Source organism: Jejuia sp. G7-7 (assembly GCF_055808955.1).
In genome coordinates this window covers 1,881,723-1,897,389 of sequence record NZ_JBVVSZ010000001.1, presented here as the reverse complement: position 1 = coordinate 1,897,389, position 15,667 = coordinate 1,881,723, and the positions used below count along the sequence as shown (strand labels likewise).

At 33.7% G+C, this 15,667-nt stretch carries 14 protein-coding genes; 7 read left to right on the top strand and 7 right to left on the bottom strand.

The window, feature by feature from the left end; all coding sequences use genetic code 11:
- Window positions 1–7: 7 nt before the first annotated feature.
- The 7 genes from AC0L5U_RS09290 to AC0L5U_RS09260 all read right to left on the bottom strand — a co-directional run bounded on the left by AC0L5U_RS09290 (window position 8) and on the right by AC0L5U_RS09260 (window position 7,710).
- Window positions 8–1,663 (bottom strand): sulfatase-like hydrolase/transferase, encoded by a 1,656-nt coding sequence (locus AC0L5U_RS09290; RefSeq protein ID WP_473415961.1) that lies wholly within the window; start codon window positions 1,661–1,663, stop codon window positions 8–10.
- Between the two features lie 125 nt (window positions 1,664–1,788).
- Complete coding sequence (locus tag AC0L5U_RS09285) at window positions 1,789–2,589, bottom strand: alpha/beta hydrolase (RefSeq protein ID WP_473415960.1); 801 nt, start codon at window positions 2,587–2,589, stop codon at window positions 1,789–1,791.
- Window positions 2,590–2,591: 2 nt separating this feature from the next.
- A complete protein-coding gene (locus tag AC0L5U_RS09280; protein WP_473416236.1) occupies window positions 2,592–4,769 on the bottom strand; it encodes a glycoside hydrolase family 2 TIM barrel-domain containing protein in 2,178 nt (725 codons plus the stop codon).
- The gene (locus AC0L5U_RS09275; RefSeq protein WP_473415959.1) at window positions 4,721–5,092 is read right to left on the bottom strand and encodes a hypothetical protein; all 372 of its coding nucleotides are present in this window, start codon (window positions 5,090–5,092) and stop codon (window positions 4,721–4,723) included. Before AC0L5U_RS09275 ends, AC0L5U_RS09280 begins: the two co-directional genes overlap by 49 nt.
- Window positions 5,093–5,102: 10 nt before the next feature.
- Window positions 5,103–6,221, bottom strand: coding sequence for an alcohol dehydrogenase catalytic domain-containing protein (locus AC0L5U_RS09270; protein ID WP_473415958.1), 1,119 nt, complete (start codon window positions 6,219–6,221; stop codon window positions 5,103–5,105).
- A gap of 384 nt (window positions 6,222–6,605) precedes the next feature.
- Complete coding sequence (locus AC0L5U_RS09265) at window positions 6,606–6,929, bottom strand: substrate-binding domain-containing protein (protein ID WP_473415957.1); 324 nt, start codon at window positions 6,927–6,929, stop codon at window positions 6,606–6,608.
- 13 nt (window positions 6,930–6,942) lie between these two features.
- The gene (locus AC0L5U_RS09260; protein ID WP_473415956.1) at window positions 6,943–7,710 is read right to left on the bottom strand and encodes a LacI family DNA-binding transcriptional regulator; all 768 of its coding nucleotides are present in this window, start codon (window positions 7,708–7,710) and stop codon (window positions 6,943–6,945) included.
- Window positions 7,711–7,842: 132 nt separating this feature from the next.
- Between AC0L5U_RS09260 and AC0L5U_RS09255 the strand changes: the two genes are divergently transcribed.
- The 7 genes from AC0L5U_RS09255 to AC0L5U_RS09225 all read left to right on the top strand — a co-directional run bounded on the left by AC0L5U_RS09255 (window position 7,843) and on the right by AC0L5U_RS09225 (window position 15,585).
- Window positions 7,843–8,856 (top strand): zinc-binding alcohol dehydrogenase family protein, encoded by a 1,014-nt coding sequence (locus AC0L5U_RS09255; protein ID WP_473415955.1) that lies wholly within the window; start codon window positions 7,843–7,845, stop codon window positions 8,854–8,856.
- Window positions 8,857–8,895: 39 nt separating this feature from the next.
- Entirely contained in the window at window positions 8,896–9,942 is a 1,047-nt protein-coding gene (locus tag AC0L5U_RS09250) for a PfkB family carbohydrate kinase (RefSeq protein WP_473415953.1), read from the top strand.
- 87 nt (window positions 9,943–10,029) lie between these two features.
- On the top strand, window positions 10,030–10,698 hold the full coding sequence (locus AC0L5U_RS09245) for a bifunctional 4-hydroxy-2-oxoglutarate aldolase/2-dehydro-3-deoxy-phosphogluconate aldolase (RefSeq protein ID WP_473415952.1): 669 nt from the start codon (window positions 10,030–10,032) through the stop codon (window positions 10,696–10,698).
- A gap of 6 nt (window positions 10,699–10,704) precedes the next feature.
- A complete protein-coding gene (locus AC0L5U_RS09240; RefSeq protein ID WP_473415951.1) occupies window positions 10,705–12,357 on the top strand; it encodes a UxaA family hydrolase in 1,653 nt (550 codons plus the stop codon).
- 155 nt (window positions 12,358–12,512) lie between these two features.
- A complete protein-coding gene (locus AC0L5U_RS09235) occupies window positions 12,513–13,949 on the top strand; it encodes a tagaturonate reductase (RefSeq protein WP_473415950.1) in 1,437 nt (478 codons plus the stop codon).
- A gap of 3 nt (window positions 13,950–13,952) precedes the next feature.
- Window positions 13,953–14,780 (top strand): amidohydrolase family protein, encoded by an 828-nt coding sequence (locus AC0L5U_RS09230; protein ID WP_473415949.1) that lies wholly within the window; start codon window positions 13,953–13,955, stop codon window positions 14,778–14,780.
- A gap of 13 nt (window positions 14,781–14,793) precedes the next feature.
- Window positions 14,794–15,585 (top strand): SDR family oxidoreductase, encoded by a 792-nt coding sequence (locus tag AC0L5U_RS09225; protein ID WP_473415948.1) that lies wholly within the window; start codon window positions 14,794–14,796, stop codon window positions 15,583–15,585.
- Window positions 15,586–15,667: the final 82 nt, after the last annotated feature.

The following is a 15,667-nucleotide window of genomic DNA, read 5'->3' as shown; positions in this document are numbered from 1 at the left end:
CTATTGATTAATGACCGCCATTTGGGTGGCTGTCGTTAGTATATCTATAAACTTTTGGGTTTCCTGAACCTCTTGCATTTATGATTTCCGTTTTCCAAACTGTTCTTAAGTTGTTTAATATTGAACTATAGTTTGAATCATTGACAAGGTTATTCAATTCATTTGGGTCTTTCTTCAAATTATATAATTCTTCATAAACAGGTTTTTCGCCTTCTAAAGAAGATTCAGCTAAATGTCGATAATAAGGAATGTCTGTATCATGAACTGCATATAATATTTGGTTTACAGGAATACCTAGTGCTTTTGCAGTTTTAATTTTTTTACTGGCAGGAAAAGTTGTGTTTTTGTAATAGCGTATATATTTCCATTCTTTGTTTTGAACTGCTTCACATTTTGGGTTTCCAAATTGCGTAGACCATAAGTTTTCGGTATAAACATAGTCTCTAACGTCAAATGAATTATCAATTAAAAGTTTGGAAATATCTTTCCCTTGAAATTCATTAGGAATGACGACACCTCCCATACTAAGCATTGTTGGAGCCACATCAATAGATTGTACTAATGCATCATTTTGTTTGTTTCTGTATTTTTTACGTAAAGAAGGATTGAAAATAATTAATGGCACATGTGTGGTTTTTTCATAGCATAATGCTTTACCACCTAAGCCTTGCTCTCCCATAAACAATCCATGATCAGAAGTAAATATAATAATGGTGTTTTTATCCAGTTTTAGACTCTTGAGTTTTTCTCTAAGGTTACCGACTAATCGATCAATTCCAGTCATAGCCTGAAGTTGTCTTGTGTATCTTTCTTTGAAACCTTCGGGTGTATCTACATAACTGTAGCCGGTTTGTCTTTCTTCTGCTCTTAATAAATTAGCTGGTAATTTTGGTGTTTTTATATCTTTTTTGGAAATATAGTTTTCTGGTAAAGGAATGTTTTTATCGCGATATAAGGTTTTGTAAATATCATCGTCTGTCTTTCGCATTTTCATTGTTCCAGTTCCAGCACTATGAGGAAGGTTAAAGTTTATGGATAATAAAAAAGGTTTATCTGAAGGTCTGCTTTCTAAAAACTTAACTGCACCTTTTAGTTTTCTTTCATTTGGGTCTAAAAAATCATCAACCCCTTCTTGAATAACTTCAACTTGAGTATCAGCAATAGCATCGTTAAATATTTCATGCACATCTTTTGGGTAAAAACGAATATGCCCATGACCTGCATACCAATAATCAAAACTTTTTTCCATGACGCCGCTAGTGTACCCGCCTTTGCCAATTGGGGCATGGTTTTTTCCAATCCATCCAGTAAAATAACCTGCATTACGCATAACCACAGGATATGAGTTTTTCCAAGCTTCATCTGAAACTGAAGTCCCAGAATTAAAGTTTACACCATGTTTTCTTTCATATTGACTTAATAAAATTGAAATTCTACTAGGTGTACAAATGGCACTTGTAATGTGCGCGTTATTGAAGAGTACTCCATCTTTTGCCAGTTGATCTAGATTTGGAGTTTGTACAATATCGTTGCCCGTACATCCCATCATACTGTAAGATTGGTCATCAGTAAGAATGAATACAAAATTGGGTTTTTCAGATTGAGAAAATCCGCAGAATGCTAGAAAGAATAAAAGATATTTTACAGGGTATAATTTTTTCATTTAACTAATTTTTAAACAAGAATAAGTTAAAAATAGGGCATTTGAGTAAATAAAAAAATCATTCAACCATTATTGATTGAAATAAGAACATTTGTTCTTACAAAAGAATGAAGGAGACTAAATTATTAGATTAACGAGTCAAAAAACAACAAAGTATCTTTTATGTGTTTTTGCCAATATTCCCATTCGTGCGCTCCATCAAATTCTTGGTAAATATGTTCGATATTTTCATTAATTAATGCTTTGTGAAGATCGCGATTGTGTTCAATTAATAAATCATCTTTTCCGCAATCAAAACGAATTATGGGTAAATTATCTTTGTTTTTAATTATGGTTTTTAATACTGAAACTTCATCTAAACTTGTATTTGGATAGCTTTCTTGAGATTCTTCAACAAACAAAGGCATTTGGTTAATGTGTGTTATTGATGAATGTCCTGAAATAGCTTTAAATATGTCTGGGTATTTTGCACCCAAATGCAATGCGCCATAACCACCCATGGACAGTCCTGAGATAAAAAATGTCGAGATGTTTGAAGCGGCATCAATATTTTCCAGTATTGCATGTCTTACATCATCAACAATCCAGTTTTCAAAATTTTCCCCATTGTGTGGAAGATATGCAGAACCATCGCCCCATAATCCATCAGAGGGCATTGCTATAATAAATGGTTTAATTTTCCTGTTTTCAATCATTTTATTTGCTGTAAAATGAACTCCAGCCTTGTGTGCCCAAATCCATGCACTACCATAAACACCATGCAGTAGAATAACTACTGGTAAATTTTTTGCATTATCAACTTTTGGGATATAAACACAAATATCCCCTCGTCCTTTTAGATTTGGGGTTTTTACGGTAATAAACCTTAAGTTATTTGATTCGAATTGAGGGTCTGAAATTTCGGTAGTTTTGAACCTTGATGCCATTTTTATTGCTTTACAATGATAGTTTGATCTGTTGCCGTAAAATCATCGGTATTCACTTTTATGTTAATAGTTCCATTAGAAATACCCTTTACAAAAATGACTGCTTTACCTTTATAAAAATCTCTTTTAGGAATTGTCAATTTCTGTAAGTTGGTTGGGTCTCCATTACCAGAGGCTAAAAATTTACCAGCTCCAGAAACTTCTATGTTTAACAATTTTTCATAGTTAGGCTGCCAATTGCCATCACTATCAACTACTGAGATAACATATACTGCTACTTCCCCTAGCTTTATATTGATAACTTCTGGTTCAATTATAATTTTTGATGCCTTTTTAGCAGTTTTATAAATGAGTGTTTCCTTCTTTTTACCTCTATTATCGTAGGCTATAATTTTAAGTTCTCCTGGATTGTAAGTAATATCATCCCATACAATAGCATAAGCTTTCATTAACTCAAAAGAAGCACCACCCGAACCATGTTTAGTAAAATCTTTATTTAAAAACTTAGAAGGATCTATTTTCTCCTTTGTTCTAACCCCTTTACTAACTCCATTTATAAATAGTTCAGCTTTAGCATAATTTGTATAGCAAACTACAGGAAACTGAGTGCCTTCTTTTGCTGGGTCTGACCAATGTGGAAAGGCATGTAACACGTTTTCTTTTGTGTTCCAACGTTCTTTGTACAAGTAAAACTTATCTTTTTCTAAACCTACAAAGTCAATTGGTGCAAAATAAGAACTACGTGATTTTGTTTCGTGATAGGGAGATGGTTCTCCTAAATAGTCATAACCTGTCCAAACAAATTCGCCATAAACGGTGGGATTATAGTCTTGAGAAGCAAATTCTTTAAAAGGAGGATATCCCCAACGTACATTGGTTGTTTCATAATTGCCTGGATGTCCATCCTTATATGTATTTGTATTTGCTGACAAGCCTTTAGTATCTCTTAATGTATCAAAAACTACTGGAAATTTGTAGGTATTCCTGAGACTTACAGCGCCTCCTGTTTCGCTGGCAAAAAACTTTAAATTAGGATGTTTTTCACGATATAAATGATATGAACTTGGTTTGTAATTAAATCCTGCAACATCAACTTTCTGAGCCATTCCACTTTCCAATGCACTTATAGCACTATTAAAACCGCAAGTTGTTGCCCGTGTAGTATCTACTGTTTTTACAATATCATTTAAATATTCTGTAATGTTGTTTGGATCATGCCTATATTGCTCTAAAATTTCATTGCCAATACTCCACATAATTATGCTAGGATGATTACGATCGCGATAAATCATGTCTTCAAGATCTATTTTAGCCCACTTATCAAAATGCTTAGCATATCCGTTCATTACCTTACCTATCTGCCACTCATCAAAAGCTTCATCGATAGCTAAAAACCCAAGTTTATCACATAAATCTAACGCTTCAGGCGCAGGTGGATTATGAGAAAAACGAATGGCATTTACTCCCATTTCTTTTAATTTCAATAATTGTCTTTTAAATAAATTAGGGTAGAAAGCAGCCCCAGTAGGACCCAAATCATGATGCATGTTAACACCATTAAAGCGCACTTTTCTATCATTTAAATAAAAAGCTTCAACCGCAAATTCAAGTTTACGAATTCCAAAAGGCGTAAAAGTCTCGTCCATGACTTCTCCTTTAGAAATTAAACTTGTTCTTAATTGGTATAAATTGGGGTTTTCTAAATCCCAAATCTTGGGCTTCTTCACTTTAAATGAAGCCATTGATATTTTAGCTTTAGAAGCATTAATTTCTTCTTCTGAGGAAAGAATGGTTTCTCCTTGAGGATTGATAATTTCATTTTTTACAGTTAAAACACCTTCTCCAACAATTTTAATCTCAGCATTTACTGTAGCTGCTTTTTTTGTAACATTTGGAGTAGTTACAAAGGTTCCCCATGTTGGAATATGGTGCTGTGTTTTTTGTATTAAAGATACTTTTCTATACAATCCGGCACCTGGGTACCATCTAGATTGACTGTTGAAATTTTCTAAACGAACTGCTACCACATTATCTCCTTTTTTCAGATAGGAGCTAATATCAAAAAAGAAAGAAATATATCCATTAGGTCTTTGTCCCACATATTTCCCATTAATATATAATTTGGCGTGGCTCATAGCACCATCAAAAAGTAATTCGTAAACTCTAGACGTGTCATTAATATTAAAATGAGTTCTATACCAACCAACACCTGTATATGGTAATGCGCCAGAACGACCCGTACGAATTTTTGGTTTTTTTCTCCATCTTGAATGACCATGGTAAATTGTACATCATTTGCAAAATCAAATTCGCCTTCTGCTGCCCAATCATGTGGTACGGTTACATCTTTCCAACCAGTTGTATCGAATTTTTCTTGAAAAGCTGCTCCATAATCGTATTGAGTAAACTTCCATTGCTCTAATAATTCAACTTTTCTACCTTGAGCCAATGTTAGACTAAAAGAACAAATTAGAATTAAGAATACTGTATGTTTTTTCATCATTAAAATTTTATTAAAAAGTAATCACACCTTTTGCATTTTTGCCACTAAGCATATCATCAAATGCTTGTTGTAAATTATCTAATGTATAGGTGTTTGTAATCATTTCATCCAGCATTAATTCTCCTTTATCATATAAAGCTTCTAGTTTAGGGAAATCCATTTCAGGACGAGCAGCACCATATAATGGGTTTATATATTTTTTATCCCATTCGAATAGACGCATATCTACAGTAATTTCTTCTTCTATACCACTTACTTGAACAGCAGTTCCAGCATTTCTTACCATAGCTAAAGGAGCGACTCCAAGAGCAGGAACCGCAGTACATTCAAAAGCAAAATCTGCACCTCTTCCATCAGTCATTGTCTTTACTTTTTCAGATGCATTTATTAACCCTGTGTCTTCTCTATCGGCAACAATAACATCTGTAGCTCCAAATTCTTGAGCCATTTTTAATCTATTTTCATTAATGTCTATGGCAATAATTTTTGCTGCACCAGATATTCTGGCGGCTTGAATAACATTTAAGCCAACACCACCAGTTCCTAAAACCACTACTGAACTACCTAAAGTTACTTTAGCAGAGTTAAATACAGAGCCGCAGCCTGTCATTACACCACAACAAACAATCGATGCAGATTCAAAAGATAATTTAGTACTTTGTTTTTTTACACAAGCAGAAGCACGTACCAAAGTATATTCCGATAAAGTACCAATATTAAAAGAGCGTTCAATGGGTTCGCCTTTCCAAGTTGTTCCTTCAATGGCAACATGGCCTCCTGGTAATTTTCCAGCATGATTAGCTATTACTGGGGAGTTTTTTTCACAAATGTGTTGGTTGCCTTCTTGACATTGAAAGCAAGTATAGCAGGGTGTTGCCCAATTCAAGATAACTTCATCACCTATCGTTACATTCTCTACATCTTCTCCAATTGCCTCAACAATTCCAGCACCTTCATGACCTAATACAATAGGCATTCCCCAAGTTAAAGAATCATGATCTGTATGGCACAAACCTGAAGCTTTTAGTTTTACTAATACTTCATCTTTTTTAGGTTGATTTACTTTTATAGTTTCAATCGTAAATTTACCGTCGCCAATTGATATAGCGGCTTTACATAGTAATGACATCTTGTAGTTTATTAAATTTTGAAAGCAAAATTACAAGTTAACCTTTCTACTTTAATTATGTATCATGTTTAAGTATTAATCAATTTTAGCTAGAGCTATTAATTTCAAAAACAACTTTCATTTTTTCCTTTAATGGGTTTTAAATAATCATTTACTAAAAAAAAGTAAATTAAGACCATTTGTTGTAGTTATTTGAACATATTACTTTATTTAAATGATGAAAAAAGATGAATTTAGCACAAGTTAAATTCATTTTAACACGATTATATTTCTTACACTTATAAAATAGCATAAGAATATTATTTAGAGTTTTGTTAATTTTGAGTTAGTTAGTTTTTTAGTTTAATAAAGCGCTCAGAAATGTGCGCTTTTTTGATTTTAAACTTATTTTCTTTTAGAAGATGCTCTAACAATTAACTCTGGTTTTAGAATCATTTTATTTAATGTCACTTTTTCTTCTGGATTTTCAATTCTTTTCAAAAAAGTTTGAGCTGCTAATTCTCCAATTTTTTCACTATGTTGTTCTATAGAGGAAATTCCTGGTGTTATTATTGAAGAAAATGGTTCGTTACTGAATCCAACTAAAGCTATATCCTCTGGAACTCTAATATTTTGTTCTTTCATAACTTCAAGAGCACCCAAAGCAGAATAGTCTCCTGATACATATATTCCATCAGGTCTTTTAGGGAGTTTTAGTATTTTTTTCATTATTTCCCTGCCATCAACTTTTCTTTAGGTTGCATTCATAAATCAAATCATTTTCGAAAGGTAAATTGTGCTTTTCTAATGCATCAACATACCCTCTTATACGGTTTTTGTAAATTCTAGTATGACTAAAACCGCCAATATGAGCAATACGTTTACAACCTTGTTGAACAAGATGATCAATTACTATTTGGCTACTCAAATAATCATCAATACCCACATAATCTACATTAAGATCGTTTTCACCTCGATCAAATAAAATTAAAGGAATACCTTTCTTCTTAACTTTATTATAGTAATCTAATTTTACTGTTTCATTAGCCATAGAAGCTATTATGCCATCAACCTGAGTAAAAAGCAAAGCTTCAATACTTTGACATTCTTTTTTATAAGATTCATTAGATTGAGTAATAATAACATTGTAACCTTTTTCGTTTAGTATTTCTTCTATTTTTTCAATAATAGAAGAGAAAAAATTACTGTTTGCACGAGGAATTATAACACCAACTAGGTTACTTTTACCTTTTCTAAGTGCGCTAGCAAGATGATTTGGTTGATAGTTGAGGTTTTCTGCAACTTGAATAACAGCATCTTTAGTTTTTTTGCTTATTCTTGGATGATCATTCAGAGCTTTAGAAACCGCTGAAGGAGTTATTCCCAAAACATTGGCAATATCTTTTATGGTAGTTTTTTTTATGTGCCAATTTTTATATACTTTTGTTCCAACGTTTGAACAAATATAATATTTTTTATTTAGTTCAGAATTTAAACCAACTAAAAACAACCGCACAGTATTTCTTTTTTTATTTGTTTTTCTAATTTTTTTTGAAAAATTCAATTAAGAGCAGAATTATGTCTTGTTTTTTTATTTTTTAATTTGTTCAAACGTTGGAACAGATAAAGTTTATATAAATAGATGAAATACATAGTTTGCGAAAAGCCAGGTGAATTTTTATTAAAAGATAAAGAAGCGCCGACTAGAAAAATAGGGGAAGCATTATTACAAATCAACAAAGTAGGTATCTGCGGAACAGATTTACATGCTTATGGTGGTAATCAAGCATTTTTTACCTATCCAAGAATTTTAGGGCATGAGTTAGCTTCAGAAGTTTTAGAGATTGACGAAAACCCACAAGGCATTAAAGTGGGAGATAAAGTCGTTATAATGCCCTATGTAAGTTGCGGGTCATGTATAGCTTGTAGAAATGGTAAAACCAATTGTTGTACAAATATTACCGTATTAGGTGTACATGGAGATGGTGGAATGCAAGAGCAAATTACTGTTCCTGCCAATATTTTATTAAAAGCAAATAATTTAAGTGATGATGAAATGGCAATTGTTGAACCTTTAGCAATTGGTGCTCATGCCGTTAGAAGAGCAGCTGTTAAAGCGGATGAATTTGTTGTTGTGGTTGGTTGTGGACCAATAGGTATTGGTATCATGAAATTAGCTCAGATAGAAGGGGCTAAAGTTATTGCTATAGATATGAACGAAGACAGATTGAAGTATGCTAAAGAAAAAATTGGTGTAGACTATGTTGTTAATGCTGGAGATAACCCTGTTGCTCAAATTGAGAAGATTACCAACGGAGAATTAGCTACAGCGGTTTTTGATGCTTCAGGTAATAAATTTGCTTTAGAAGCAGGTCCAAGCTATATGTCTCATGGCGGTAGATTTGTTTTAGTAGGATTGTCTAAAGGGGATTTAACTTATAGTCATCCTGCAGTACATTCAAAAGAAATGACGTTGATGTGCAGTAGAAATGCAACTACCGAAGATTTTGAACACGTTATAAGTGTATTAAAACAATTTCCTACCGATTCATTTATAACACACAATGTACCTTATACAGAAATGATAGCCAATTTTGATAGTTGGTTAAACCCAGAAACGGGAGTGATTAAGGCAACAGTAGATTTTAAACTATAAATACTAATAACTATAACTAATTTTTAATTAACAAAAACAATGGCAAAAGTAGTAACATTTGGAGAAATCATGTTAAGATTAGCTCCACAAGGATTTTTAAGATTTTCGCAAGCCAATAATTTCGATGCTATTTATGGAGGAGGAGAATCTAACGTAGCAGTATCATTAGCAAACTATGGTGTATCTGTAGATTTTGTAACACGTTTACCGAAAAATGATATAGGTGAATGTGCTATGATGGAAATGCGTAAAAGAGGTGTTGGCGTAGACAAAATAGTTTATGGAGGAGATCGTCTTGGAATTTACTTTTTAGAAACAGGAGCTGTATCTAGGGGGTCAAAAGTAGTATATGATCGTGCACATTCTGCAATAGCAGAAATTGAATCAGGAATGATTAATTGGGAAGAAGTTTTTGATGGTGCTGAATGGTTTCATTGGACTGGTATTACACCTGCAATTTCTCAAGGTTCAGCCGATGTTTGTTTAGAAGCTGTACAAGCTGCTAGTAAATTAGGGTTAACTATTTCTACAGATTTAAATTACCGTGCTAAACTTTGGAAATACTGTGATGATGCTCATAGAGAAGCTGTTATGACAGAATTAACTTCTTATTGTGATATCGTTTTAGGAAATGAGGAAGATGCTGAAATGCACTTTGGTATCAAGCCAGAAGGTATTAGCGTTCAAACTGAGGGACATAATGTAAAAGCTGAAGCGTTTTTATCTGTTTGTGAGCAAATGATGAAAAAATTTCCAAGAGCTAAGAAAGTAATTACCACATTAAGAGGTTCTATTTCTGCATCTCATAATACATGGGCAGGCGTTTTATATGATGGTAAAACATTGTTCCAAACACGTCAGTATCAAATTACTGATATAGTAGATAGAGTAGGTGGAGGAGATTCATTTATGGGAGGATTAATTTACGGATTATTAAAATATCCAGAAGATGATCAAAATGCATTAGATTTTGCAGTAGCTGCTTCATGTTTAAAACACACTATTAAAGGCGATGCAAACTTAGCAACAGTTAGCGAAGTAGAGAAACTAATGGGAGGAGACGCTTCAGGGCGTGTAGCTAGATAATTTAATAATAGTTGTTAAGTTGTTTGTCGTTAAGGCGATTATATAGCTTAACAACTATTCAATATAACAAATAACATTTTTATAAAAATGGCACAGTTTTCAAGATTAGAAGTAGCAGCAGTAATGAAAGAAACAGGAATGATTCCTTTGTTTTTTCATAACGATATAGAATTAAGTAAAAAAGTATTAAAAGCATGTTACGATGGTGGTGCACGTTTAATGGAGTTTACCGCTCGTGGTGACTTTGCTCACGAAGTTTTTGGTGAATTAACAAAATATGCTATCAAAGAATTACCAGGAATGATAATGGGTGTAGGTTCTGTTACCGATGGTGCAGCAGCATCTTTGTACATGGCATTAGGGGCAAACTTTATTGTAACACCTGTTTTAAGAGAAGATATTGCAATTGCTTGTAACCGTAAAAAAGTATTGTGGTCTCCTGGTTGTGGGACATTAACAGAAATCACTAGAGCAGAAGAATTAGGTTGCGAAATCGTAAAATTATTTCCAGGTGATATTTATGGTCCTCAATTTGTTAAAGGAGTTAAAGGACCTCAACCTTGGACAAGTATTATGCCAACAGGCGGAGTTTCTCCAACTGAAGAAAACCTAAAAGGATGGTTTGATGCTGGTGTAACTTGTGTAGGTATGGGATCAAAATTAATCTCTAAAGATATTATTGCCAATAAGGATTACGCAAAATTAGAGCAAGATGTGAAAAATGCACTTGCAATAGTAAAAGCAGTTAGAAAATAAGAGATAATGACCGAAAGTTACGTTCAAATAGATCCAAAAGATAATGTTATTGTAGCCATAACTCCTTTGAAAAAAGGGCTTGTGGCTTCAGTTGCAGAGAAGCAAATTACATTAAAAGAAAACATCAAACAAAAGCATAAATTTACAATGCACGATTTTACAGTCGGCGATGAAATTTATATGTATGGTGTTTTAATTGGTAAAGCAACTCAACCAATTCAAGAGGGTTGTGCGATTACTACTGAAAATGTAAAACATGCCTCTGCAGAATTTCAGGATACTAAAGAAGCGTACACTTGGAATGCGCCTGATATTTCAAACTTTGAAGGTAGAACTTTTAATGGCTATCATAGAGAGGATGGAAAAGTTGGTACTGCAAACTATTGGTTAGTTATTCCGTTAACATTCTGTGAAAACCGAAATGTTGATGTTTTAGAAGGTGCGCTTTCTGAAAAATTAGGCTATGAAACCAAAAAGGATTTTGCTGTTAATACTGATGCTTTAATTAAGCAATATAAATCTGGTGCTTCAAATGATGCTATTTTAAACACACCAATTATTACTACCAAAGAGGAAATGTCTCAAAATAGAATATTTCCTAATGTAGATGGTATTAAGTTTTTAAAGCACGATGGTGGTTGTGGTGGTATTCGTCAGGACTCTGAAACCCTGTGTAAGTTATTGGCAGGCTATATTGCTAACCCAAATGTAGCAGGAGCAACAGTATTCAGTTTAGGGTGTCAAAATGCACAAATTAGCATGTTGCAGAACGCTATTGATGCCATTGCGCCAAACAATACCAAAACAGTTTATTATTTAGAACAACAAAAAAGTTCTAGCGAAAGGCATCTCATAGAAGAAGCCGTAAAACATACATTTTTAGGTTTGGTTGAGGCAAATAAAATTCAACGTAAACCAGCGCCTTTAAGTAAACTGACTTTAGGTTTAGAATGTGGTGGCTCGGATGGTTTTTCAGGGATTTCTGCAAATCCAGCGTTAGGTTATGCATCAGATTTATTGGTTGCACTTGGAGGATCTCCAGTTTTGTCTGAATTTCCAGAATTGAATGGTGTTGAACAAGAACTCATCAACAGATGTGTTACTGATGAAGATTCCAAAAAATTCTACAATTTAATGCGTGCCTATTCTGCCGCAGCTGTTGCTGTGGGGTCTGGATTTGAAAATAATCCGTCGCCCGGAAATATAAAAGATGGTTTAATTACCGATGCTATGAAATCTGCAGGTGCAGCCAAAAAAGGAGGAACATCTCCTGTAGTAGAAGTGTTGGATTATACCGAGCAAGTTACAAAACCAGGCTTAAATTTATTGTGTACACCAGGAAATGATGTGGAATCTACAACAGGATTGGTAGGTTCAGGATGTAATGTGGTTGTGTTTACTACGGGTCTTGGAACACCTACGGGAAATCCTGTGGCTCCTGTTTTAAAAATGTCGAGTAATACAAATCTATATGAACGTATGAATGATATTATCGATATTAATGCGGGAACAGTAATAACTGGTGAAGATACCATTGCCTCAATGGGTGAGAAGATTTTAGATCATATCATTAGGGTGGCAAGTGGTGAAACACCATCAAAAGCAGTATTACACGGAAATAACGATTTTATTCCTTGGAAACGCGGGGTGTCATTGTAGATGAAATACACCTACAAGGTTTTCTAAACCTTGCAGGAACAGAATCCAACCTGCGAGATTTTTTAAAACCTTGTAGGTTTCATAAACAAAACTAAAAAGACCTAATAATTTTTTCATCCCGAAGTTTAGGGACTGACAGGTCTAAAAAATAATTCATGCAAGAACTAAACAGAACTACAGTAAGCACAAACACTTATACAGAGCGTATCATCCAATTTGGAGAAGGAAATTTTTTAAGAGCTTTCGCAAACTGGATGATTCATGAAATGAACAAGCAAGCCAATTTCGATGCAGGTGTTGTGGCAATTCAACCTATAAATCAAGGGTTGATTAAAATGTTGAACGACCAAGATGGGTTGTATACCTTATACCTAAACGGTATTAAAAACGGTAAAGCCATCAGCGAGCATGACATTATAGATTGTATCCAAAGAGGGATAAATCCTTATGAAAATTATGCGGCTTATTTGGTACTTGCAGAAAATCCAGATTTACGTTTTGTGATTTCAAATACTACAGAAGCAGGTATTGCTTATAATGAAAACGATAGATTAAATGATGCGCCACCAATTAGCTATCCAGCGAAATTAACTGCTTTATTACACAAAAGATTTCAAACCTTTGGAGGTGCTTCAGATAAAGGCTTAATTGTGATTCCCTGTGAATTAATTGATAGAAATGGTGATAATCTAAAACGTATCATTTTACAATATGCCGAAGATTGGAGTTTAGGCGAAGATTTTGCAGAGTGGATTAATGAAGATAATATCTTTTGTAATACGTTAGTTGATAGAATCGTTCCAGGATATCCAAGAGAAAAAATGGATGCTATTACTCAAGAACTGGGTTACAAGGATAATTTAGTGGTTGAAGGCGAGCAATTCCATTTATGGGTTATTGAAGCGCCAGAAACTGTTAAAGAAGAAATTCCTGCGGAAGCCTGTGGTTTAAATATAGTGTTTACCGATAATATGGAGCCTTACAGAACTCGTAAAGTTAGAATTCTTAATGGTGCTCATACAAGCTTAGTTCCCGTTGGTTATTTATATGGTATCGATAAAGTACGCGAATCATTAGAAGATGAAGTTGTTGGAACATATTTAAAGCATACGATTTTTAATGAAATTTGTCCGACTTTAGATTTACCAGAAGCTGAACTAAATCAGTTTTCTAATGACGTTTTAGATCGCTTTAGAAATCCTTATTTAGAACATGCGTTGATGAGTATTTCATTAAATTCAACATCTAAGTTCAAAACACGTGTATTGCCTTCAATTATAGAATTCATCAAAAGAAAGAATGCGTTGCCAAAAGGATTGTTGTTTTCTTTGGCATCTTTAATTGCCTTTTATAAAGGCAATAGAAACGGTGAGTCTTATGAAATTAAAGATGATCAAGCTGCTTTAGATTTCTTTGCGAAACAATGGGCAACTAATGATATTCCAAGTATAGTTAAAGCAACATTATCAAACACTAGTTTTTGGGGAGAAGATTTAACAAAACATAAAGGTTTAGAAAATACGGTTCGTGAAAATTTAGAAAATATTCTTAACAAAGGCATGAAAACAGCTTTACGAGAATTTTTAAAATAGAAAATGGTAATAGATTCGCATCAACATTTTTGGAATTATGAACCTGTAAAACATGATTGGATTGATGATGATATGTCAGTTATCCGACGTGATTTCACACCCTCAGACTTAAAAAAAGAATACGATGCTAACGGAGTTGATGGCTGTGTTGCAGTCCAAGCAGACCAAACTTTAGCGGAAACCGATTTTTTAATTCAACTTTCAAAAGAAAATGATTTTATAAGAGGTATTGTTGGTTGGGTAGATTTAAGAGATGAAAACGTTGAAGCAGATTTAGAAAAGTATAGTACTTTAAATAAGGTAAAAGGATTTCGTCATGTTGTACAAGGCGAACCGGATCATAATTTTCTATTACGCCCTAATTTCTTACGAGGTATTTCAGTATTAAAAAAATATGAGTATACTTATGATATTCTGATTTTCCCACATCAGTTAGGAGCAACGTTGGAGTTTGTAAAACGTTTTCCAAATCAGAAATTCGTCATCGACCACATTGCAAAACCATATATTAAAGATGGCTTTTTTTATGGTTGGGCGGTTTTAATCAAAGAAATAGCGAAGTATGAAAACGTGGCATGTAAAATTTCAGGTATGATTACCGAAGCAGATTACAAAACATGGGCACCTGAGCAATTAAATCCTTATATGGATTTAATATTAAATGCTTTTGGAACGGATCGAATCATGTATGGTTCTGATTGGCCAGTATGTTTGGTCGCAGGAAATTACAAACAAGTTAAAAATATAGTCACAGATTTTATTGCAGATTTATCTCAAAGTGAGCAAAACGCTATAATGGGTAAAAATGCCATTCAATTTTATAATTTATAATAGATAAAGAAACATGGATTTAGGACTCAAAGAAAAAGTTATAGTTGTAACAGGAGCTGCTGGAATTAAGGGAAGTATAGGTGAAACTATCGTGCAACGTTTAGCTGCAGAAGGTGCAATTCCAGTAATTGTTGATAGAAATGCCAGAGGTTTTGGATATGCAGAGGAATTACAACAAAAAGGAATAGATGCAATTTTCGTGCAAACAGATTTGTCTGATTACAAACAAATAGAAGCTGCAGCAAAAGTCATAGAAGAAAAATATGGTCGTGTAGATGCGCTTATAAATAATGTTGGCGTTAATGATGGGGCTGGATTGGATGCTTCAATCGATGATTTTATGTATTCTTTAAAATTAAATATGGTAAGCTTTTTTGCAATGACAAAATATTGCTTGCCGATGATTAAAAAAGTTAAAGGAAACATCTTAAATATTGGCTCTAAAGTGGCACTTACTGGTCAAGGCGGAACTTCGGGTTATGCCGCTTCTAAAGGTGGCGTATTTGGATTAACTAGAGAATGGGCTGTAGATTTAATTAAAGATGGCATTCGTTCTAACGCAATTGTTATTGCTGAAAGTTGGACCCCTGCTTACGATGCTTGGATTAAAACTTTGGAAAATGGAGAAGAGAAGTTAAAATCTATAGTAAAGAAAATCCCTTTAGAAAATAGAATGACTACTCCTGTGGAAATTGCAGATCAATGTTTATTTACAATTTCAGAAAAATCATCTCATACTACAGGTCAGTTTATTGCTGTAGATGGAGGTTATGTAAACCTAGACCGCTCGTTACTGACGGAATAGAACATTTGTTGCACTATAAAAGACAAAATGAGCACCTATGTTTATTTTGTCTTTTATATTTTGCACTATCTTTAAAAACTAA

Coding starts and splice junctions, on each gene's coding strand:
- AC0L5U_RS09290 (WP_473415961.1), bottom strand. CDS start 1,663: ATGAAAAAATTATACCCTGTAAAATATCTTTTATTCTTTCTAGCATTC.
- AC0L5U_RS09285 (WP_473415960.1), bottom strand. CDS start 2,589: ATGGCATCAAGGTTCAAAACTACCGAAATTTCAGACCCTCAATTCGAA.
- AC0L5U_RS09275 (WP_473415959.1), bottom strand. CDS start 5,092: ATGATGAAAAAACATACAGTATTCTTAATTCTAATTTGTTCTTTTAGT.
- AC0L5U_RS09270 (WP_473415958.1), bottom strand. CDS start 6,221: ATGTCATTACTATGTAAAGCCGCTATATCAATTGGCGACGGTAAATTT.
- AC0L5U_RS09265 (WP_473415957.1), bottom strand. CDS start 6,929: ATGAAAAAAATACTAAAACTCCCTAAAAGACCTGATGGAATATATGTA.
- AC0L5U_RS09255 (WP_473415955.1), top strand. CDS start 7,843: ATGAAATACATAGTTTGCGAAAAGCCAGGTGAATTTTTATTAAAAGAT.
- AC0L5U_RS09250 (WP_473415953.1), top strand. CDS start 8,896: ATGGCAAAAGTAGTAACATTTGGAGAAATCATGTTAAGATTAGCTCCA.
- AC0L5U_RS09245 (WP_473415952.1), top strand. CDS start 10,030: ATGGCACAGTTTTCAAGATTAGAAGTAGCAGCAGTAATGAAAGAAACA.
- AC0L5U_RS09240 (WP_473415951.1), top strand. CDS start 10,705: ATGACCGAAAGTTACGTTCAAATAGATCCAAAAGATAATGTTATTGTA.
- AC0L5U_RS09235 (WP_473415950.1), top strand. CDS start 12,513: ATGCAAGAACTAAACAGAACTACAGTAAGCACAAACACTTATACAGAG.
- AC0L5U_RS09230 (WP_473415949.1), top strand. CDS start 13,953: ATGGTAATAGATTCGCATCAACATTTTTGGAATTATGAACCTGTAAAA.
- AC0L5U_RS09225 (WP_473415948.1), top strand. CDS start 14,794: ATGGATTTAGGACTCAAAGAAAAAGTTATAGTTGTAACAGGAGCTGCT.